At 72.0% G+C, this 21521-nt stretch carries 19 protein-coding genes; 5 read left to right on the top strand and 14 right to left on the bottom strand.

What is annotated here, in order from left to right; all coding sequences use genetic code 11:
- Nucleotides 1-59 precede the first annotated feature (59 nt).
- The 5 genes from ACFYOP_RS03515 to ACFYOP_RS03495 all read left to right on the top strand — a co-directional run bounded on the left by ACFYOP_RS03515 (nt 60) and on the right by ACFYOP_RS03495 (nt 5180).
- On the top strand, nt 60-1823 hold the full coding sequence (locus tag ACFYOP_RS03515) for a glycoside hydrolase family 6 protein (RefSeq protein ID WP_356891206.1): 1764 nt from the start codon (nt 60-62) through the stop codon (nt 1821-1823).
- A 195-nt stretch (nt 1824-2018) separates the two neighbouring features.
- Nucleotides 2019-3026: a LacI family DNA-binding transcriptional regulator gene (locus ACFYOP_RS03510; protein WP_356890926.1), complete on the top strand. Its 1008-nt coding sequence runs from the start codon at nt 2019-2021 to the stop codon at nt 3024-3026.
- A gap of 38 nt (nt 3027-3064) precedes the next feature.
- Complete coding sequence (locus tag ACFYOP_RS03505) at nt 3065-3595, top strand: SigE family RNA polymerase sigma factor (protein ID WP_356890928.1); 531 nt, start codon at nt 3065-3067, stop codon at nt 3593-3595.
- Nucleotides 3592-4272, top strand: a complete 681-nt coding sequence (locus ACFYOP_RS03500) for a hypothetical protein (RefSeq protein WP_356890930.1) — start codon at nt 3592-3594, stop codon at nt 4270-4272. The genes ACFYOP_RS03505 and ACFYOP_RS03500 overlap by 4 nt, the downstream gene beginning before the upstream one ends.
- 98 nt (nt 4273-4370) lie before the next feature.
- On the top strand, nt 4371-5180 hold the full coding sequence (locus tag ACFYOP_RS03495; RefSeq protein ID WP_356890932.1) for a pectate lyase: 810 nt from the start codon (nt 4371-4373) through the stop codon (nt 5178-5180).
- Between the two features lie 67 nt (nt 5181-5247).
- Here the strand turns inward: ACFYOP_RS03495 and ACFYOP_RS03490 are convergent, their stop codons facing one another.
- From ACFYOP_RS03490 to ACFYOP_RS03425, 14 genes are all read right to left on the bottom strand, one after another.
- Nucleotides 5248-6369, bottom strand: coding sequence for a pectinesterase family protein (locus ACFYOP_RS03490; protein WP_356890934.1), 1122 nt, complete (start codon nt 6367-6369; stop codon nt 5248-5250).
- 19 nt (nt 6370-6388) lie between these two features.
- Nucleotides 6389-7717, bottom strand: coding sequence for a pectate lyase (locus ACFYOP_RS03485; RefSeq protein ID WP_356890936.1), 1329 nt, complete (start codon nt 7715-7717; stop codon nt 6389-6391).
- Nucleotides 7718-7736: 19 nt separating this feature from the next.
- Nucleotides 7737-8528, bottom strand: coding sequence for a rhamnogalacturonan acetylesterase (locus tag ACFYOP_RS03480; protein ID WP_356890938.1), 792 nt, complete (start codon nt 8526-8528; stop codon nt 7737-7739).
- Nucleotides 8525-9865, bottom strand: coding sequence for a sugar ABC transporter substrate-binding protein (locus tag ACFYOP_RS03475; protein ID WP_356890940.1), 1341 nt, complete (start codon nt 9863-9865; stop codon nt 8525-8527). The genes ACFYOP_RS03480 and ACFYOP_RS03475 overlap by 4 nt, the downstream gene beginning before the upstream one ends.
- Nucleotides 9862-11466: a family 43 glycosylhydrolase gene (locus ACFYOP_RS03470; RefSeq protein WP_356890942.1), complete on the bottom strand. Its 1605-nt coding sequence runs from the start codon at nt 11464-11466 to the stop codon at nt 9862-9864. The genes ACFYOP_RS03475 and ACFYOP_RS03470 overlap by 4 nt, the downstream gene beginning before the upstream one ends.
- On the bottom strand, nt 11463-12302 hold the full coding sequence (locus tag ACFYOP_RS03465; RefSeq protein WP_356890944.1) for a PmoA family protein: 840 nt from the start codon (nt 12300-12302) through the stop codon (nt 11463-11465). Before ACFYOP_RS03465 ends, ACFYOP_RS03470 begins: the two co-directional genes overlap by 4 nt.
- A complete protein-coding gene (locus ACFYOP_RS03460; protein ID WP_356890946.1) occupies nt 12299-13462 on the bottom strand; it encodes a Gfo/Idh/MocA family oxidoreductase in 1164 nt (387 codons plus the stop codon). Before ACFYOP_RS03460 ends, ACFYOP_RS03465 begins: the two co-directional genes overlap by 4 nt.
- Complete coding sequence (locus tag ACFYOP_RS03455; RefSeq protein ID WP_356890948.1) at nt 13459-14361, bottom strand: carbohydrate ABC transporter permease; 903 nt, start codon at nt 14359-14361, stop codon at nt 13459-13461. Before ACFYOP_RS03455 ends, ACFYOP_RS03460 begins: the two co-directional genes overlap by 4 nt.
- Complete coding sequence (locus tag ACFYOP_RS03450; protein WP_356890950.1) at nt 14358-15308, bottom strand: sugar ABC transporter permease; 951 nt, start codon at nt 15306-15308, stop codon at nt 14358-14360. The genes ACFYOP_RS03455 and ACFYOP_RS03450 overlap by 4 nt, the downstream gene beginning before the upstream one ends.
- An 85-nt stretch (nt 15309-15393) precedes the next feature.
- Complete coding sequence (araD, locus tag ACFYOP_RS03445) at nt 15394-17118, bottom strand: L-arabinonate dehydratase (protein WP_356890952.1); 1725 nt, start codon at nt 17116-17118, stop codon at nt 15394-15396.
- Nucleotides 17115-18029, bottom strand: a complete 915-nt coding sequence (locus ACFYOP_RS03440; RefSeq protein WP_356890954.1) for a dihydrodipicolinate synthase family protein — start codon at nt 18027-18029, stop codon at nt 17115-17117. Before ACFYOP_RS03440 ends, araD begins: the two co-directional genes overlap by 4 nt.
- Nucleotides 18026-18679 (bottom strand): GntR family transcriptional regulator, encoded by a 654-nt coding sequence (locus tag ACFYOP_RS03435; RefSeq protein WP_356890956.1) that lies wholly within the window; start codon nt 18677-18679, stop codon nt 18026-18028. Before ACFYOP_RS03435 ends, ACFYOP_RS03440 begins: the two co-directional genes overlap by 4 nt.
- Before the next feature lie 170 nt (nt 18680-18849).
- The gene (locus tag ACFYOP_RS03430; RefSeq protein WP_356890958.1) at nt 18850-20379 is read right to left on the bottom strand and encodes an amino acid permease; all 1530 of its coding nucleotides are present in this window, start codon (nt 20377-20379) and stop codon (nt 18850-18852) included.
- 90 nt (nt 20380-20469) lie between these two features.
- Nucleotides 20470-21489 carry a hypothetical protein gene (locus tag ACFYOP_RS03425; protein ID WP_356890960.1) on the bottom strand — a complete coding sequence of 340 codons (1020 nt, stop codon included), beginning with the start codon at nt 21487-21489 and terminating at the stop codon, nt 20470-20472.
- Nucleotides 21490-21521: the final 32 nt, after the last annotated feature.

The raw sequence follows: 21521 nt of genomic DNA, 5'->3' as shown, positions 1-21521 counted from the left end.
GCACGCCCCCACTCTGCTCCGTCGACGAGAGGAAACGTCACCCCATGAGCCGCGACACAATGAGCCGCGACACCGCGCCACCACTGCGCAGAAAGCGGACCGCGCTGCTGGCTGCCTGCAGCCTGCTCGCCACCGGCGCCGGCGCGGTCACCGTGATGCAGACGCCGGCCGCCGCCGCGGCGCTCGCCTGCAGCGTCGACTACAAGACCAGTGACTGGGGCTCCGGCTTCACCGCCACGGTGGACATCAAGAACACCGGCACCTCCAGCCTCGACAACTGGGCGCTTACCTACGCCTACTCGGGGAACCAGCAGCTGGGCAACGGCTGGAACGGCATCTGGTCGCAGTCCGGGAAGACCATCACGGTCAAGGGCCCGGACTGGAACCGGTCCATCGCGGCCGGCGCCACCGTCTCGCCCGGAGCCCAGTTCTCGTACAGCGGCACCAACACCGCCCCGACGTCCTTCGCGGTCAACGGCGTGGCCTGCAACGGCGACACCACCCCGACGGACCCGCCGACCGATCCCCCGACCGACCCGCCCACGGACCCGCCGACCGACCCGCCGACGGGTGAGAAGGCGGACAACCCGTTCGCCGGCGCCAAGCTGTACGTCAACCCCGAGTGGTCCGCGAAGGCCGCCGCGGAACCGGGCGGCAGCCGCATCGCGGACACCTCCACCTCGGTGTGGCTGGACCGCATCGCCGCGATCGAGGGCGTCAACGGCGGCATGGGCCTGCGCGACCACCTCGACGAGGCGCTCGTCCAGTCCGGCGGCGACCCGCTCGCCATCAATGTCGTCGTCTACGACCTGCCCGGCCGCGACTGCGCCGCCCTCGCCTCCAACGGCGAGCTCGGACCCGAGGAACTCCCGCGCTACAAGAGCGAGTTCATCGACCCGATTGCGGAGATCGTCGCCGACCCGAAGTACGCGGACCTGCGCATCACCACGATCATCGAGATCGACTCGCTGCCCAACCTCATCACCAACGCGGGCAGCCGGCCCACCGCCACCCCGCAGTGCGACGTGATGAAGGCGAACGGCAACTACGTCAAGGGCGTCGGCTACGCGCTCGCCAAGCTCGGCCCGATCCCCAACGTCTACAACTACATCGACGCCGGCCACCACGGCTGGCTCGGCTGGGACGACAACTTCGGCCCCTCCGCGGACCTGTTCGCCGAGGCCGCCAAGGCCGAGGGCAGCAAGCTCGAGTACGTCCACGGCTTCATCACCAACACCGCCAACTACGGCATCCTCGACGAGCCGTACTACGACATCGGCGACTCGGTGAACGGCACCTCGGTACGCCAGTCCAAGTGGGTCGACTGGAACCGCTACGTCGATGAGCTGTCGTACGCGCAGGCCTTCCGCGGGCGCCTGGTCCAGGCCGGCTTCGCCTCCGACATCGGCATGCTGATCGACACCTCCCGCAACGGCTGGGGCGGCGCCGACCGGCCCACCGGACCGGGACCGCAGACCAACGTCGACACCTATGTCAACGGTGGCAAGCTCGACCGCCGCATCCACCTCGGCAACTGGTGCAACCAGGCAGGCGCCGGAATCGGCGAGCGGCCGCAGGCGGCTCCCGAGCCGGGCATCGACGCCTACCTGTGGGTCAAGCCGCCGGGCGAGTCCGACGGCTCCAGCAAGGAGATCCCGAACGACGAGGGCAAGGGCTTCGACCGGATGTGCGACCCCACGTACACCGGTAACGCCCGCAACGGGAACAACATGTCCGGCGCGCTGGGCGACGCCCCCGTCGCCGGACACTGGTTCTCCGCCCAGTTCCAGGAGCTCATGAAGAACGCGCACCCCGCGCTCTGAGGACACCCCTGGGGCACCTCCGGGAAGTCTCCGGAACACGAGCCGGGTCACCGGGTCACCGCGGTTCGGTGACCCGGTGGCCCGGCGCCACCGCGACGGACGCGCTGCGGCCTGCCTGGACACGCCTTGACCCGCAACTTAGGGTCATGGCCCAGGACGCCGAGGCGCGTCCGTACGTCCGCTGTGGAGAACGTGATGGTCACCCTTGCCGATGTCGCCCGCCATGCCGGAGTCTCGGCCAGCACCGTCAGCTATGTGCTCAGCGGAAAACGCTCGATCTCCGGGACCACCCGCGACCGCGTGAACCGCAGCATCGAGGAGCTGGGCTACCGGCCCCACGCCGGCGCCCGGGCCCTCGCCAGCAGCCGCTCGGACATCATCGCCCTGATGGTCCCGCTGCGCACCGACGTCTATGTGCCCGTGATGCTCCAGATCGCCATGGCGGTCACCACCACCGCCCGCGCCCACGGCTACGACGTCCTCCTCCTCACCGGCGAGGAGGGCCCGGACGCCGTGCGCCGCGTCGAGGGCAGCGCGGTCGCCGACGCGATGATCGTCATGGACGTCGAGCTCGACGACGAGCGCCTGCCGCTGCTGCGCGAGGCGCGGCGGCCCTCCGTCCTCATCGGGCTGCCCGCCGACGCCGACCGGCTGGGCTGCGTCGACCTCGACTTCGAGGCGGCGGGGGCGCTGTGCGTGGAACACCTCGCCGGACTCGGCCACCGGCAGATCGCGTTCGTCGGCGAGGCGCCCGGCGTCTACGAACGCCGCACCGGCTTCGCCGAGCGCACCCTGGCCGGCCTGCGCTCCGCCGCCGACGCGCACGGAGCGCGGCTGCTCCACCGCCCCTGCGCGAGCGGCTGGACCGCGGTCGACGCCACACTCGGCAGAATTCTCGAGGAACGCCCCGGCACCACCGCCTTCGTCGTCCAGAACGAGGCCGCCGCCGATCCGCTGCTCGCCCTGTTGCGCCAGCGCCGGCTGGCCGTCCCGGAGGACGTCTCCGTCGTGGCGATCTGCCCCGACCAGGTCGCCGAGCGGGCCTCCGTCCCGCTCACCGCCGTCGCCGTCCCGGCCCAGGAGATGGGCAGGCGCGCCGTGGAACAGGTGGTGGCCGTGCTCGACGGCCGCCAGGCCGCCGGTACCGTACTGCTGCCGCCCGAACTGACCGTACGGGCCAGCTCGGGACCGGCGCCGCGCTGACCGGACGCGCCCCGAAGACCCGGAGAGAGGACACCGCCGTGGGCACACCCGCCGCTGACGCGCGCGCGGAGTTCCAGGACTTCTTCGAGCGCCACTACGCGGAACTGGCCCGCCTCGCCCACCTGCTGACCGGCGAGGCCGACGCCGCCGACGACCTCGCCGCGGACGCGATGCTCGCCCTGTGGCACCGCTGGGACCGGGCCCGCGCCGCCGAGCATCCCGCCGCCTACGCCCGCGGCGTGGTCGCCAACCTCGCGCGCAGCCGCATCAGGAGCGCCGTCCGGGAGCGCCGCCGTGTCGCGCTGTTCTGGTCCCGGCGCCCCGACACGGTGGAGGGCCCCGACGTACCCGGCGTCGTCGACGTGCAGGAGGCACTGCGCGCGCTGCCGTTCCGCAAGCGCGCCTGCGTCGTGCTGCGCCACGCCTTCGACCTGTCGGAGCGCGACACGTCCCTGGTGCTCGGCATCTCGGTCGGCACGGTCAAGAGCCAGACCTCCAAGGGCATGGCGGAACTGCACAGGCTGCTGGGCCCCCAGGCGGCCGTCGATCTGGTCGGAGGCAGGAAGTGACGCACGACGAGGTACGCGGGCGGCTGCGGGAGGCGGCGCGGTCGCACAGCCCCGACCGGGCGCGGATCCTGGCCCGCGTCGAACGCGGCATGGCCGAGGAGCCGCACCCGGTCGTCAGGCCGCCGCTGGCCAGGGCCGGCCGGGTGCGGATCGCCGGGGCGACGGCGGCCGTCGTCGCGGTCCTGGCGCTCGGCGGGTACGCCGTGGCGGCCATGGACCACGAGGGCGACGGGAGCGGCGTGGCGGCGCCCCCGGCGACCCCCTCCGCGCCGGCCGGCACCGGTGACGGCCGGCTGTGGACCGACGGTTCGGTGGACCCGCACAGCAACAGCTACTGGGCGCAGTCCAACGTCACCGTGAGGAACGCCGGGGAACTGACCTCGCTCACGGTGGAGCTGAGCGTCGCCCGCACCGGCGGCGTCGAGAGCACCGGCAACTGGCGCACCCGCCCCGCCGCCGACTTCGACTTCTCCGTGCGCGAGGAGAGCGGCGCCCTCGTCTACCGCTGGGTGCTGCGCCCCGGCCGCACCGTCCCGCCGGGCCGGCACGTCTTCGCCGCCCAGTACAACCACGCCGAGGGCGGGCGCGACGCGGGCGGCGACACGTACACCGTCCGGACCACGCTGTCGGGTGAACCGGTCGAGACCGGCGGGGAGTTCACGCCTGCCCCGAAGTGATCCGGATCACGGAGAAACCCCGGCCGGCGCGGCAACCCCGGGCCCCTCGGCGGCGACCTGCACACGTAGGTCACCCCCACACCGAAGGGACCGGAACAATGAGCCGACACAAGAGGAGCCCACGCCGCCGAAGGGCGGTCGCCGCGCTGGGCGCGGCGCTCGGGCTGACCGTTGCCGGCGTCGTCACCAACAGCATGCTCACGTCCGCCGGCGCGGCCTCCCCCTGGCCGACGCCCAAGGGCAGCAAGGCGGTGACCGCGACCATCGAGGTCTCCGGCACGTACGACGGCGGCCTGAAGCGCTTCCACGGCAGCGGCGATCTCGGCGGCGGCGGCCAGGACGAGGGCCAGGACCCGGTCTTCAAGCTCAAGGACGGCGCGGTCCTGAAGAACGTCGTCCTCGGCACCCCCGCCGCCGACGGCGTCCACTGCATGGGCAGCTGCACCCTCCAGAACGTCTGGTGGGAGGACGTCGGCGAGGACGCGGCGAGCTTCAAGGGCAAGTCGGCGGGCTCCGTCTACACCGTCTACGGCGGCGGCGCGCGCAAGGCGTCCGACAAGGTGTTCCAGTTCAACGGCGCGGGCAAACTCGTCGTCACCAAGTTCCAGGTCGCCGACTTCGGCAAACTGGTCCGCTCCTGCGGCAACTGCTCGACGCAGTACCGGCGTTCGATCATCGTGAACGACGTCGACGTCACCGCGCCCGGCAAGTCGCTCGTCGGCATCAACAGCAACTACGGCGACACGGCCGCGCTGCGCAACATCCGTATCCACGGCGACGACAGCCGCAAGATGGAGCTGTGCGCCCGCTACGAGGGCAACGACGACGGCGACGAGCCGAGGAAGATCGGCAGCGGCCCCGACGGCACCCACTGCCGCTACGGCTCCTCCGACATCAGCTACGACTGAGGACCCGGCCAACGGTGAGGCCCCCCGCCGGACACGCCCGGCGGGGGGCCTCCTGCGCGGCCGTGGGTCAGCCCGCGCTCCGCCGGGGCGCCCAGCCGTCCAGATACACCTCCCGCGTCGCCGACGCCGCCCCGGCGCGGTCCAGTTGCGGCCGGTTCTCCGGCACGGTGATCCGCGCCCCGGGACCGGAGTTGCGGTACTCGGCGTACCGCTGCGCCTGCCACGGGTACGCGTCCCGCATGTTCGTGTACGGCGCGACGGCGTCGATGCCCGGTCCGATCACGCTGTCGCGCACCACCAGAGACGGCCATGCCGTCGGGTCCGAACTCGGCACCCACGGCCGCGACAGTTTGTACGCGCCGTCCGGTGCGCCGCTGGTGAAGCGGCACCGCACGGCGAGGAAGCCGTACGGGTTGGCGCGGGCCGTGGACGGGGCGAACACCATGCCCTGGGGCGTGAAGTCCACGTCCCGGGCCAGGGTGTGGAAGCGGCAGTTCTCGAACACGGCACGGGCACGTCCGAAGACGAAGTCGACGTCGCCCTCGGCGTAGCAGTGCGAGAAGTACTGCCGCGCGACGGCCGACTGGGCGAGCGAGTCGGTGTAGAGCGTGTCCTGGTGGCCGAGGAAGCGGCAGTGATGGAACGCCGAGCGGTCGCCCATCACCTTGAGCGCGACGGCCTGGGTGGAGGTGATCTCCGGATGATCCGTTCGCAGCCAGTCGTTGGCGAAGGTGATCCAGCGGGCGGTGAAGCCGGCGGCGCGCACGGTGGTGGTCGCGGAGCCGCTGGTCCCGTAGGCGCCGGAGCCGTCCGGCCGCGGAGTGCCGGCCGCGTTGTCGTACACCAGGACGACGTCACGCGGGTCGCGGCTCGCGCCGATGAGGGTGAGACCGGCGTGGGTGTCCGGGACCGTCACCACCTCGCGGTAGGTCCCGGGGGCGACGACCAGCGTCCGGCCGGGGCCGCCCGCCGCGGATACGGCGGCCTGGACGGTGGTGTGGTCGCCGAGCCCGCCGGGGTGGACGTACAGCGTGCGCGGTGTGAGCCGGGCCGTGGGAGAGCCGAACGGGCCGAAGGGCCCGGGCCGGCCGGCGGCGGCCGCGGGCCGCTGCACGGCGAGGGCGAGCGCCGCGCCCGCGCCGGCCGCCAGCAGGGACCGGCGGCCGACGCCGGTGGGATGTGTGGTCATGGTGGGCTCCTTTCGGCCGTCAGCGCAGCCGGCCGGCGCCCGCGCGGTCCGTGACCAGCCACGGGACGGCCCGCGGGTGGTCGACCCGGGTCCGCAGGACCGGCGTCCAGCCGGCGTCCCGGCGCAGCGTCTCCTCGGGCACCTCCGCGTTGTGGACGGCCACCAGGTCCACCGGCCGGCCGTTGACGTAGTTGCCCTCCGTTGTGACGGGCGCGTCCTTCCACTTCTTCAGAATCCGGCCGGCGCCGACGCCGTCCGGGAGCGAGAAGGAGTTCCGCTCGGCCACGAGCTGCGACTCCGCACCGATGCCGAAGGTGTAGCCGTAGGCGTCCCCGTCGACGACGTAGTGGTTGTTGTACGTGTCCACCTGACCGAAGCGGACGCGCGGGGCGCGCTCCACGACGTCCTTGAAGAGGTTGTGGTGCAGGGTGACCCGGAGCTTCCCGCGGTCGGTGGCGCCGGCGCTGTCGCTGTTGCCGATCATCAGCGTCTTGTCGTGGTCGGCGAAGACGTTCCACGAGGCGGTCACCAGGTCGGCGCCGCGCACGATGTCCAGCTCGCCGTCGTGCTGCTGGTACAGCTGGCCGTAGTAGCGGGGGAGTGAACTGTCGGGGTGGCGTCCGTCGGTGAACGTGTTGTGATCGATCCACACGTGGGTGGAGCCGTACACGACGAGGCCGTCGTACTCCGAGTTCCACGCCCCGTTGGCGCCGTCCGTGGGGTCCCACTGCGGGAAGCAGTCCAGCGGGCTCTCCAGGGTGAGGTTGCGGACGATGACGTTGTCCACGCCCTTGACCTGGAGACTGGCGCCGACGATGCCCGCGTCCCGGCCGACGCCGACGATGGTGGTGTTGGGCGGCACGAACGCCTTGACGGCCTCGGCCTGGTTGTCGGCGGACTGCGCGCGCAACTCCTCCTGCAGGCCGCTGACCTCGGTGTCGCGGCCCCACACGTCGGGGTGGTAGTCGGCGAGGTAGGTGTCGAAGTCGTACCCCTCGGCCTCGAACGCCGCGCACCCGGACGCCGTCGCGTCGACGGTGCCCTTGACCTTGATGATCCGGGGAGCGTCGCTCTCGTCGGCGAGCGCCGCTCTGAACTCCTCCCAGGTGGTGACGGTGTGGACGTGCGCGCGGTCGGCGTGCGCGCCGCCGGTGGTGCCGCCGTCCAGCGCCGCCCAGCCGTCCTGGGCGGGCAGGGTCTGGCGGGCCGTGTCCCGGTGGTGGCCGTGGTGGCGGTCCCCGTGCGGTGCGGCCGCCGCGGTCGCGGTCACGGAGAGGACCAGTGCGGTGCATCCCACGACCGCCGTGATGGCGCGTCGCCGGCTTCTCTTGCTTCTGTTGGTGGACATGGTGCGGCTCTCTTCCCTGTCAGCCGGCCGTTGGCCAGGTGATCCATGAGTCGGGGATCTCGTCGTCGAGACGGCGTACGTCGCGCGGAGCGAGCACACCGGCCCGCAGCAGCTCGCCGGCGACCATCCGCGCGACCGCGACGGCGCCCGGCGGATTGAAGTGCGTGTTGTCCTGTTCGGTGGGCGTCCAGTTGAAGTACGCCTTGGTCCCCTCGGGGCCCAGCTCCTGCCAGCGGGCGATCGAGCGGGCCTGGATGTCGAGGAGCGCGGTGCCGGTGACGCCGGCCAGCGCCCGCATCGCCGCCGGATAGTCGCCGTGGGTGGGGACCGCGTCGCCCCGCGCGTCGAACCTGCGCCGCTCGACGGAGGTCGCGAGCACCGGCACGGCGCCGCGCGCCCGCGCCCCCTCGACATAACGGCGCAGCTGTTCCTGGTACGTCGACCACGGCTCGGTGTACCGCGCCGGGTCGGCGCTCTTGGCGTCGTTGTGACCGAACTGCACGAGCAGAATGTCGCCCGGGCGGATCCGTTCCCGGACGGCGTCCAGCCGGCCCTCGTCGGCGAAGCTCTTCGAACTGCGCCCGTTCACCGCGTGGTTGTCGACCCGCACGTATCTGCCCAGGAAGAAGGGGAGCGCCATGCCCCATCCGGTCTCCGGTGCGGCGTCGGCGTACTTCTGCGCGGCGGTCGAGTCGCCCGCGACGAACAGTGTGCGCGTCGGGCGGCCCGCCGCCGGGGCGGCGGGGGCCGCGGCGATCGTGAGCGGGACGCCCGCGACGGCCGCGACCACCTGGCGGCGGGTGGGCCTCACTTGTTCTGCTGCTTCCACTCGGCCTGCGCCTCGTTGAGCTGCTCGGCGAGCGTGTCGAGGAAGTCCTTCGCGGACATCTTGCCGAGCAGCACCTTCTGGAAGCCCGGCTCGTTGTCGGCCTTGGACATGGTGTTCCAGTCGGGCAGGTAGTACGGCAGCTGCACGATCTTCGTCGTACCGCTGAACAGGGCCTCGGCCGCCAGCCTGGTGGGCTCCGCCTTCTGCACCCAGGCGTCCTTCGCCGCGTCGGTGTGGGCGGGGATCGCGCCGGCCGACTCGTTCCACTTGCTGTTGGACTCGTGCGAGGCGGCGAACTCGATGAACTTCCAGGCGGCCGTCTTGTTCTTGCTGGACTTGAACAGGCCGAGCCCGTCGACCGGGTTGGAGACCTGCACCCGGGTGCCGTCGTCCGCCGTGGGGAGCGGGATGCCGCGGAACTTCTCCGTGCCCAGCGCCTTCACATGATCCTTGTACGAGCCCAGGTTGTGGTTGAGCATGCCTATCTCGCCGCTGTCCCACTGGGCGACCATCTTGGTGAAGTCGTTGTTCACGTCGGCGGCCGGAGTGTTCTTCTTGAACAGGGCCGCGTACTTCTCCAGCGCCGCCACGTTCTTCGGGTCGTTGACGGTGGTCCGGTCGCCGTTCCAGAACGTCTCGATCCCGCTCTGGCCGTACATGGCGTCCAGCGCCTGGGCGATGGAGCCGGAGCCGCCGCGGATCGTGTAGCCGAAGCGGTTCTTGTCCCTGGCGGTCAGCCGGTCGGCGGCGGTGAAGAACTTCGACCAGGTGGTCGGCGGCTCCAGACCGGCCGCCTCGAACAGGTCGGTGCGGTAGTACAGCACACCGTTGCTCGCGGAGGTCGGCACCGTGAACATCTTGTTCTGGCCGCCCGCGGCCTTCACGCTCTCCACCATGCCGGCGTTCAGCTTGCCGTCGAGGGAGCCGGCGGCGATGCGCTCGTCCAGGGGTTCCAGCGCGCCCTGCGCCGCGATCCCGGCCAGCATCGCGGCCCCGACGCCGCCGACGTCGGGCAGGCCGCCGCCCTGGATGGCGGTGTCGTACTTGGACTGGACCTCGGTCGAGGCGACCCCGACGTAGTCGACCTTGATGTCCGGGTGCTTCTTCTCGAAGTCGGCGATGATCTCCTTCCACACGTCGGTGCGGACACCGCCGTTGTTGTCCCAGAAGGTGATCTCGCCCCTGCCGGAGCCCTCGCCGCCCTTGTCGCCGGCGGCTCCCCCACCGCCGTCGCCGCAGGCGGTGGCGGTCAGCGCGAGGGCCGAGGTGAGGGCGAGGACACTGGCGGCTCTGCCGTGTCCCCGGCGGAAGATGTTCATGGTCGGCTCATTTCTGCTGGTACGGACGTGCTGGGTGGGTTGGTGGTGGGCGGGTGTACGGGGGTGATGCGGAACTGCGTGAACGTCGCGGCGCCGGCGTGGCCCGCCGCCGCGGGCCCGTCCCCCGGCGCCGCGGCGAACAGGCCGAGGAGGGCGCCGACCCAGCGCCACGGGGCGGCGGTGAAGACCTGGCCCGACGGCAGGAACCCGGGGTCCGGCGCGCCGGGCACGGCGGCCGAGAACCGGCACCGCGCCCCCGCCCCGACCGCGATCCGCAGCCGCGCCCGGCCCTCGGGCGCGGGCCGCCGGTGCGCGGCGTCCCGCTCCGCCTCCGCGGTGGCCTCGGCGAACCGGTGCACCAGGTGCACCGCCCCGCCGGCCGCCCGCTCGAGGCCGATCCAGGCGAACGCGTCACCGAGCACGGCGAGCCCGGCCCGCGCCCCCGGTTCCCCGCTGTCCAGGCGCAGTTCGACCTCGACGACGGCCTCGTGGCCCGGGAGCCGCTGGGTGAGTACATGGGGCAGCCGGCGCAGATCGTGCGCGTCGCCGCCGCGTACGCACATCAGCCGCAGACCGTCGCCCGAGTGCAGCGTCACCCAGCCGTCGCGCGGATTGGCGGTCCACTGCCACTGGCGGCCGTGGCGCCCGCCGGGGAACGCGTCGTCGGTGGCCGGCGCGCACCGGGGCTGGCGCGGCAGCGCGGGCTTGGGGTGGCGGAGCACGGGCGAGCCGTCCTCGCCGAGCACGGGCCAGCCGTCGTCGTCCCACCGCATCGGCTGGAGATGGACGACCCGCCCGTACGCCCCGCGTTCCTGGAAGTGCAGGAACCAGTCCTCGCCGTGCCGGGTCCGGACCCAGCCGCCCTGGTGCGGACCGTTGACGGGGGTGGCGCCCTGCTCCAGGACGACCCGCTCCTCGTAGGGGCCGAAGAAGTCCCGGGAGCGCAGGGCTCCCTGCCAGCCGGTGGCGACTCCGCCGGCGGGGGCGAGGATCCAGAACCACCCGTCGTGCCGGTACAGCTTGGGTCCTTCGAGGGTGAACCAGCCGGGCAGGGCGTCACCGTCCACGACGGTCCGGCCGCCGTCGAGCAGCGCGCTGCCGTCGGGGCGCATCCGGTGCCCGGTGAGCCGGTTCTTGATGCCGGAGCGGGACCTGGCCCAGGCGTGCACGAGGTACGCCTCGCCCGTCTCCTCGTCCCACAGGGGGCACGGGTCGATCAGCCCTCTGCCTTCCTTCACCAGGTGCGGGCGGCTCCAGCCGTGCCTGATGTCGGGGGAGTTGACCTGCCAGATGCCGTGGTCGGGGTCGCCCCAGAAGATCCAGAAGCGGCCGTCGTGGCGCCGGATCGAGGGCGCCCACACTCCGCCGTCGTGCCGGGGAGCGGCGAACGCGGCCGCCGGCTCCAGCCGCCTGAGCGCGTGCCCGACCAGCCTCCAGTTGACGAGGTCGCGGGAGTGCAGCAGCGGCAGCCCCGGGGCCCGGCCGAAACTGGACGCGGTGAGGTAGAAGTCGTCGCCGACCGCGACCACGTCGGGGTCGGACCAGTCCGCGTTCAGCACCGGGTTGCGGTACGTGCCGTCGCCGAGGTCTCCGGTGATCACGCGGCCACCGCCCTGCGGACCAGCACCGCCGCGTCCGCACGGCCCAGCCGTCCGTCGGCGACCACGGTCACCACACGGCGCACCACCGTCTCGCCGGGCGCGATCGGCAGCCGTTCGGTGTGCGCCAGCGACGAACCCACGCCGGGGTACTCCTCGGCCCGGACGAACCACGGGTCCTCGCGGGTGCGCCCGGTCGCCCCCGCGAACACCAGCGTCCAGCCGGCGCCCGCGAGGGCCACCCAGTCGGCGCGCGCGCCGTGCGCGGCGGCCTCGCCGTCGGCCCGGTCGGTGAACACCGCGGGCGGGGACGGCTCCTTGGGGGCCCGCCAGAAGAAGCCCCCGTAGGCGGCACCGGGCCGCCCGTTGGTGGCGGGGCTGCCGACGGACAGGGCCGTGCCCGCCGTGTTGGTCAGCGAGAAGGTGAGGTCCAGGGCCCATGCCGTGCCGGTCAGCGGGGTGGCCGCGACGGTGCGGTGCTCGCGCAGCAGGGTGCGCTTCCCCGCGACCCAGCTCAGCTCCTCGACGAAGCCGTCCTTGTCGCACAGTTTGAAGCCGGTGTGCCGCTGCTCGCCGTGGTTGTCGAGCTCGGTCGGCCCCTGGTCGCGCACGAAGGTGCGCCCGCCCCAGAAGTTGTGCCCCGCCATGTCCGGCACCGCGACCGACACACCCACATGGTGCCGGTGGTCCGCGGGCCGCAGCTCGGTGACCGGCACGCCGGCCGGCGTGGTCAGGGGGTGGAGGTAGGGGCGCGGGGAGGAACGCCGGTCCATGTCCGGCAGGAAGGTGTAGCGCCCGACAGGGCGTCCGGAGCAGCTGAGGGTGATCGTGTCCGTCATGGTGCGGCCACCTCCGCGGTTCGCGCCCAGGGGGCGCCGAGTTCGGAGTAGAGGCGCAGGGACGTGGCGCCGGCGGCGACGAGGGAGTCGATGCCCGGGACCACCCGCCGCGGCACGCCGCCGTCCTCGACGGAGCGCCACACCGACGGTGGCAGCGGCGCCGGGTCGGGGGCGGTGCGCACGGCCTCCACGACGCGCATGAAGGCGCCGCAGACCTCGGGCGGTACGAGCAGCGCCGCGCCCTCCGTCAGATGCCTGACCAGGTTCTCCAGCAGATCGGTCCGGCCGTGGACGCTCTCGTCCGGGCCGTGCCCGGTCCGCTGCAGCAGCACCTGGTCCTGCTTGTACCAGAAGGTGATCCGGCCCCGGGCGCCGTGCACCATGACGTACGGCTCGGCCGCGGTCTCCGCGCACAGCGTCGCCGCCACGGCGACCCGTCCGCCGAGCGCCGTCGTCAGCCGGACGCAGGACGTGTCGTCGGACTCGACGGCGTTGGCACGGAACAGCTCGGTCTCGACGTCCGTGATGTCCTCGGCGTGCGTGCTGCCGGCCAGCGCGAGGGCCGTCGACACCGCGTGGGCGAGCGGGTTGGTCAGCACCCCGTCGACCACGTCGACGCCGTCGAGCCGGCGGCGGCCCGCCCAGGGCGAGCGCCGGAAGTACGCCTCGTCACGCACCCACGCCCCGGCCGCCCCGACGCCGCGCACCTCACCGATCGCGCCGTCGCCGACGAGCGAGCGGATCGCGGGCAGCGCGTGCGAACCGAGCGCCTGGAACCCGATCTGACAGGCGACGCCCGCCGCCGCGACCCCGTCGGCCATCCGCCGGAACTCCGCGTACGAGGGGGCCGGCGGCTTCTCCAGCAGCAGGTGCGCGCCGCGCCGGGCGGCCACCAGTGCCAGGTCCGTGTGCGTCTGGATCGGGGTGCAGACGACCGCGATCCGGGCGCCGGTGGAGGCGAGCAGCGCGTCGAGGTCCGGCGACTGCTCGACGCCGGGGAAGCCGTCGAGCTCCCGCGGGGAGAGCGGGCGGACGTCGCAGACGCCGGCCAGCCGCACCAGCCCCTGGCGCTGGAGCCTGCGGATGTTCGCCAGGTGGTGGCCGCCGTGGCCGCGTGCGCCGACGAGCACCACCGGCAGCGGCTCGCGTACGGTGCTCATCCCTTCACCGCCCCCGCGCTGAAGCCGGTGATCAGCCACTTCTGGATGAACGCGAACACGATCACCACCGGAACGGCGGCGATGACGCCGCCCGCCGCCAGCGCGCCGAGGTCGACGCTGTCCGCGCCCATCAGGGTGTTGAGGCCGACCGGGATGGTCTGCTTGTCCTGGTTGTTGAGGAACATCAGGGCGAACAGGAAGTGGTTCCAGGCGTGCACGAAGGCGAAGGAGCCGACCGCGATCAGTCCGGGCCGCAGCAGCGGCAGCACGACGACCCGGAAGGCGCTGAAGCGGTTGCAGCCGTCCACCCAGGCCGCCTCCTCCAGGGAGTACGGCACATTCTTGATGAACCCGCTGATGAGGATCATCGACAGGGGGAGCTGGAAGACGGTCTCCGCGAGGATGACGCTGCCCAGCGAGTTGATCATCCGCAGATTCGCGAAGATCTCGAAGAGCGGCACCAGCAGCAGCGCGCCCGGCACGAACTGGGAGCACAGCAGGGCCAGCATGAACGCCTTCTTGAGGCGGAAGTCGAAGCGGGCGAGCGCGTAGCCGCCGGCCAGTGCGACCACGGTCGTCATGAAGAGGACGGCGATGCCGGTGAGAACGCTGTTCTGGAAATAGGTGGCGAAGGCGCGTTCGGTCCACACCTTCTCGAAGTGCTCCGTGGTCATCGGCCACGGCACCAGCGAGGTGGACCCGGAGGGGCGGAGCGCGAAGAGCAGGATCCAGTAGAAGGGGACGAGCGTGAAGACGAGATAGACGCCGAGCGGCAGATAGATCTGCCACCGGGGCACCTCGTCCCAGGCGCGCCTGACGCGCCGGGGTGCGGGCGGCGGCGCGGCGGCGGCCGCCGGGGGCGCGGGAGCGGGGGTGCGCGTGACCGAAGTGGTGATCACTTGTCCTGGCCTCCGAACTTGCTCAGGCGCAGATAGACCATCGAGAAGAAGAGCAGGATCACGAACGCCACCGTCGTCAGTGCCGACGCGTATCCGAAGTCATGTGCGTCGACGCTGGTGTTGGCGATGTAGAGCGGCAGCGTGGTCGTCTCGCCGGCCGGCCCGCCGCCGGTCAGGGTGTAGAGCAGGTCGACGTTGTTGAACTCCCACACCGCCCGCAGCAGTGTGGACAGGACGATCGCGTCCTTCAGGTGCGGCAGTGTGATGTGCAGGAACTGCCGTACCCGGCCGGCCCCGTCCATCTCGGCCGCCTCGTACAGGTCCTTGGGCACGGACTGGAGGTCGGCGAGGATGAGGATCGCGAAGAACGGCACGCCCCGCCACAGGTCGGCGATGACCACCGCGGAGAACACGGTCGAGGTGTCGGAGAGCCACGAGGTGCCGTACTCGCCGACGCCGAAGTCCGCGAGGTAACGGGTGAGGCCGGTCTGGGAGTTGTAGAGCAGTACCCAGATCGCGGAGGTCAGCACCCCGGAGACGGCCCACGGCGAGAACACCAGCGCCCTGCCGAGGGCACGGCCGGCGAAGGTCTGGTTGATGATCAGCGCGAGGGCCAGGCCGAACAGCAGCTGCAGGCCCACCTCGACCACGACCCACTTGAGGCTGAAGGTCAGGGTGTCCCAGAAGAGGGGGTCCTCGGTGAAGATCGTCGTGAAGTTCGAGAAGCCGGCGAAGCCGTTGCGCCACGGCTTGGTCGGGTTGTACTCCTGCAGGCTGTAATAGAAGACGCTCAGCACCGGGTACGCGATGAAACCGAGCAACAGCAGCCCGGCGGGAGCGATCAGCAGATACGGCAGCCGGCGTGGGACCGAACCCGTACGGCGGCCGGGCGCGCCCGGCCGCCGGGTCGGCGGCCCTGGCGATTTCTGCGCCACAGCTTGGGCCATGACTGCATCTCCGATCTGGTGGTAAGCGCTTTCTCCGGCGCTGTGCGGATGACGGGCGAAAGAGCAGGAAGGGGGAGGGCCGTTCTCAGCCCGCGTACGGGTCCGGGACGTCGCCCGGCCTGGCCAGGAACGCGAAGTCGCATCCCGTGTCGGCCTGGGTGACCTGTTCGCTGTAGAGCGCGCCGTAGCCGCGCTCATAACGGGCCGGCGGCGGGGTCCACTGCGACCTGCGCCGCTCCAGCTCCGCGTCGGACACCTCGAGACGCAGCGAACGCGCCTCGACGTCGAGTGTGATCAGGTCCCCGGTGCGGACCAGGGCCAGTGGCCCGCCCACATACGACTCGGGGGCGACGTGCAGGACGCAGGTGCCGTAACTGGTGCCGCTCATACGGGCGTCGGAGATCCGGACCATGTCCCGCACCCCCTGCTTCAGCAGGTGGTCCGGCAGCGGCAGCATCCCGTACTCCGGCATGCCGGGCCCGCCCTTCGGGCCCGCGTTCTGCAGGACCAGCACATGGTTCGCCGTGATGCCGAGCGACGGGTCGTCGATCGTGCGCTGCATCGTCCGGTAGTCCGGGAAGACCACCGCCGGTCCGGTGTGCTTCAGCAGCGCCGGGTCGGCGGCGACGTGCTTGATGACGGCGCCGTCCGGACAGAGGTTGCCCCGCAGGACCGCGACCCCGCCCTCGGCCGCGACCGGGTTGTCACGGGTGCGGATCACGTCGTCGTTGTGCACCAGCGCGCCGTCGAGCTGTTCGCGCAGGGTGGCGTGGGCGACGGTCGGCCGGTCCAGGTGGAGCAGGTCGCGGATGCGGGACAGGAAGCCCGGCAGGCCGCCCGCGAAGTGGAAGTCCTCCATCAGATAAGGCCCGCCGCCGGGACGGACGTTGGCGAGCACCGGCACCGTACGGGCGATCCGGTCGAAGTCGTCCAGGTCCAGCGGCACCCCCGCCCGCCCGGCCATGGCGATCAGATGGATGACGGCGTTGGTGGAGCCGCCGAGACCGAGAACCGTGGTCACCGCGTCCTCGAACGCCTCCCTGGTGAGGATGCGCGACAACCGCAGGTCCTGGCGCACCAGTTCCACGATCCGCAGTCCGGACGCCGCCGCCATCCGGTCGTGGCCGGAGTCGACCGCGGGGACCGACGACGCGCCGGGGACGGTCACGCCCAGCGCCTCCGCCGCGGCGGTCAGCGTCGCGGCGGTGCCCATGGTCATACAGGTGCCGGGGGAGCGGGCGAGCCCGCCCTCCAGCTCGCTCATCTCGCAGTCGCCGATGAGCCCGGCCCGCTTGTCGTCCCAGTACTTCCACATGTCCGTGCCGGAACCCAGCACCTCGCCCCGCCAGTGGCCCGGCAGCATCGGGCCCGCCGGCACGAAGACCGCCGGCAGATCCGCGCTGGCGGCGCCCATCAGCAGCGCCGGCGTCGTCTTGTCGCAGCCGCCCAGCAGCACCGCGCCGTCCACCGGGTAGGAGCGCAGCAACTCCTCCGTCTCCATCGCCAGCATGTTGCGGTAGAGCATGGGGGTCGGCTTCTGGAACGTCTCGGAGAGCGTGGAGACGGGGAACTCCAGCGGGAAGCCGCCCGCCTGCCACACCCCCCGCTTGACGGCCTGCGCCCGGTCGCGCAGATGGGCATGGCACGGATTGATGTCGGACCAGGTGTTGAGGACCGCGATCACCGGCTTGCCCAGGTGCTCCTCGGGCAGATAGCCGAGCTGGCGGGTACGTGCCCGGTGGGAGAACGAGCGCAGCCCGTCCGTCCCGTACCACTGGTGGCTGCGCAACTGCTCGGGCCGCACCGTCATACGGACCACCCGGCCACCAGATCGGCGACCTCGTCCCGCCGCCCGCTCGCCAGCATGCTGCTCGGCGGGCGGACGTCGCGGCGGCACAGGCCGAGCGAGGCCAGCGCCTCCTTGACCACCGTCACGTTGTCGGCGGACCGCTGGGCGGCGCGCAGTTCCTCCAGCGGCCGGATCTGCTCCCAGATCTTCATGGCGGCCGCGTGGTCGCCGGTGCGCAGCGCGGCGAGCATCCCCAGTGAGACGGACGGCGACACATTGACCAGTCCGGAGGTGAACCCGGTGGCGCCGGCGGAGAAGTACGAGGGCGCGTACAGCTCGGCGAGGCCCGCGATCCACACGAACCGTTCCATGCCCGCGTCGCGGGCGAAGGCGGCGAACCGCGCCGCGTCCGGGACCGCGTACTTCACGCCGATGACATTGGGGCACAGCTCCCCGAGCGCGGCCATGCGCTCGCCCCGCAGCTGCGGATTGCGGACGTACGGCACGACCCCCAGCTCGGGAACGGCCTCCGCGATCGCCCGGTGGTAGTCCACCCAGCCGTCCTGCGACACATACGGGTGCACCGGCTGATGCACCATCACCATCCGCGCGCCCACGTCCCGCGCGTGCCGCGCGCCGGCGACCGCCGTCGGCACGTCGAGGCCCACACCGGCCAGGACGACGGCCCGGCCGGCACACTCCTCGACGGTCAACTCGGTGACGGTGCGCCGCTCGTCGGGGCCGAGCGCGTAGTACTCGCCGGTGTTGCCGTTGGGCGTGAGCGTGCGCACACCGCCGTCGAGCAGCCGGCGCACCAGCGCCCGGTACGCACCGGCGTCGACGGTGTCGTCCGCGGTGAAGGGCGTGACCGGGATGGCCACCACATCGGCGAGCGCCTCCCGCAGGGAGGTGAAGCCCGGATCGCCACTCATGCCTGGCCCTCCTCGGCCGTCATCGGGAACGCCCGCTGCACGAACGAGTCGATGTGCTCGTGCAGGGCGCGGGCCGCGGCATCGGCGTCGCCGGCCAGCGCGAGCCGCAGGATCTCGCGGTGCTCGTCCGCCTCCCGCTGCCACGACGGGTCGGCCGCCCACGCCACCGTGGACACCAGGGCCGCCTGGTCGCGGACCTCGTCGAGCATCCGGGCCAGCAGCGGATTGCCGCAGGGCACGTACAGCGCCCGGTGGAACTCCCGGTTCGCCAGCGACCGTTCGGCCTGGTCGGCCGCCTCGTCGGCCCTGACCAGCGCGGTCCGCGCCTCCTCCAGGGAGGCGCGGCGGGTGATCGAGCGCCGCAGCGCCTCCGGCTCGAGCAGCAGTCGCACGTCGTACACCTCGCGCGCCATGTCGGCGTCGACCATGCGGACGGTGACGCCCTTGTACTGGCTCATCACCACCAGCCCGGTGCCGGCCAGCGTCTTGAGCGCCTCGCGCACCGGGGTCTTCGACACCCCGAACTGCGTGGCCAGTTCGGTCTCGACCAGGGCCTGGCCGGGGCTGAGGCCACCGGTGAGGATGCCGTGCTTGATCGCCTCCAGGACGTACTGCGTCCGGGAGGGGATCGGAGTGGGAGCGAAGGTCATCAGCACTCTCAGATCTCGCGTATCGCGTCTCATATATGACGTACGAAGTGCAACGCGCCGAACGTAGGGCCCCGATGACGCGCCGTCAATGCCTTGCGCAGAAATTCCTCGGGCCAGCACGCGGAAGGGCCCGACCGTCACGGTCGGGCCCTTCGGTGCGCATGGGGCGGTCAGACGATGTTCTCCGCGATCTCCGCCCGCTCGCGGGCGTTCCCGTACGCGGCCGGGACGCTGTACGAGCGGCGGGCCACGAACCACCACACCGTGGCCAGGATCAGCACCGCCGCCAGCGCGATCGAAGCGTAGTTCATCGATTCGACGGTCACCGGATTCGACTGCGGCAGACAGAACAGCACGGTCACGCACGCCACCCACACCACGGCGACCCAGCCGATCGGTCTGCTCCACCGGCCGAGGGACCACGGACCGGGCTGGAAACGGTCGCCGGCCCGCAGCCGCAGATAGACCGGGATCGCGTACGCCGGGGTGATGCCGATGACGTTGATCGCGGTGACCGCCCCGTAGGCGGTCGCCGAGTACAGCGACGGCACGGCCAGCAGACAGGCGAACGACACGGACAGCCACACCGCGGGGACGGGCGTCTGCGTGCGGCTGCTCACCTTGCGCCACAGCTTGGAGCCGGGCAGGGCGTTGTCACGGCTGAAGGCGAACACCATCCGGCTCGCGGCGGCCACCTCCGCGTTGCCGCAGAAGAGCTGCGCGACGATCACCACGAGCAGCAGCGCCGTGGCGGCGCCGGTGCCCAGCGCGTCGATGAGGATCTGCGCGGGCGGCACCCCGGTCGCGGTGTTCTGGGTGCCCGCGTAGTCCTGGATGGCGAAGGTCAGGCCGGCGAGCAGCGCGAACCCGGCGATCCAGGAGACCCAGATGGAGCGCACGATGCCCTTGGCGGCGGCGACGGACGCGTTCGAGGTCTCCTCGGAGAGATGGGCGGAGGCGTCGTACCCGCTGAAGGTGTACTGGGCGAGCAGCAGACCGATGGCGGCGACATAGATCGGGTTGTCCCACCCGGTGTTGTTCACGAACTCGCCGAAGACGAACTCGGGGGACTGATGGTCGGCCGGCACGATCGCCAGGGCGCCCACGATCAGTGCCACACCGCCGAGGTGCCACCAGACGCTGACCGAGTTGAGCAGGCTGACCAGCCGCACCCCGAACAGGTTGAGGGTGGCGTGCAGCAGCAGGATGCAGATGAAGATGAGCATCGTGGAGCCCGGCGTGGGCTCGAAACCCCACTGCAGGTTCAGGAACGCGCCGGTGAACAGGGCGCAGCCGTAGTCGATGCCGGCGATCGCGCCGAGCAGGCCGAGCAGATTGAGCCAGCCGGTGTACCAGCCCCACTTGCGGCCGCCGAGCCGGTCGGCCATGTAGTAGAGCGCGCCGGACGTCGGATAGGCGCTGGTCACCTCCGCCAGGGCCATGCCGACGCAGAGGACGAAGAGGCCGACGCCGGCCCAGCCCCACAGCATCACCGCCGGACCGCCGGTGCCGAGCCCGAACCCGTACAGCGTCATACAGCCGGACAGGATCGAGATCACCGAGAAGCTGATCGCGAAGTTGCCGAAGCCGCCCATCCGCCGGGCGAGGACGGGCTGGTAGCCGAGCTCCCGCAGCCGTTCCTCCTCGTCCTGAGGGGGATCCTGGCCGGGATCCGACCACTTCGGCGGGGATATGGACATCGGGATACCTCCGGAGGGGGACGGGGACGTGCTGAGCGGGCACGGGAGGGACAGCGGGGAGCGGGCCTACGGGCTGGAGGAGCGGCGGCCTCAGCTGTACGTGTCCGGGGGCGGGCCCGGACGGGTGTCGCGCGCCGCCGCCAGACAGCGGGCGCGGGCGCGCGCGAACACCTCCTCCGCGAGCCCCGCGTCACCGGGATCGGGCGTGCGGCAGCCCCACGGCTGCATCGTCCAGAACGGTCCGAGGGCCTCGAACACCCGCCCCGCCTCGGCGAATTGGTGCGATCCCCACAGCGCGTGCGCCAAGTGGCTCAGATCGAGCAGCGTGCAGGTCTCCGGCCGTATCGCGTCGAACCAGTCCCGCAGCGCCAGCCGCGCGTCACGGGCCGCGTCGTCCGTGACCCAGTGCAGGTCCAGCGCCTTCTCATGGCCCTTCTCACGCCGGTAGCGCTCGACCCGCACATACAGCGGCAGCGCCTTGACCGACGATCCGGCGGGCGCGGCAGAAGACGCCCACTGGACGAAGTTCACCGCCTCCGACAGATGGACGCCGGACCGCCGCGCGTACAGGAACTGCAGCATCCGGTGGTACGCCTCGCGGTTGTGCGGGTCGCGCTTGTCCGCCTGGGCCAGCAGGCCCCAGGGCCCGGGGAAGAGCATCGGGCCGGGCGGCGCCATCCGGTGCTCCTCCAGCCGCTGCCCCTCGTCGAGCTGGGCCAGGGCCAGCAGGCACACCCACGGCACGGGGTCCTCCGGCGACCGGTGCGCGGCGAACCGGCACGCCTCCCAGGCCTCGTGCCACAGCTCCTGGGTGCGCCGGTGTCCGTCCCGGTGGGCGCGTAACGCCCGTTCGACGACGACCCGGCAGTGCATCACGGCCGCGGCGGAACTTCCGGGCTCCTCGGTCCGCCACGCCTGCACCGTGTCGGAGCCGGCCGCGACCGCGGCCAGCACCTGGGTGCGCCGTGTCCACAGCTCCCAGTCGGCCGTCGTCTCGAGGAGGTCGCGCATCGACCGCCAGCGGCCGGTGCGCAAGTCCTGGAGCGCGGTGCGCAGTTCCTTGTCCTGGCCGGCCGGGTGGTAGACCGGGCGGAAGGTGTCCGGGGCCATCAGCGCCGGGTCCGTCCGGGGCGCGCGGGGCG

It is taken from the genome of Streptomyces sp. NPDC006294, from assembly GCF_042870895.1.
In the GTDB taxonomy this organism is placed as follows: Bacteria; Actinomycetota; Actinomycetes; order Streptomycetales; family Streptomycetaceae; genus Streptomyces.
This window is presented reverse-complemented; position numbering and strand designations above follow the sequence as displayed.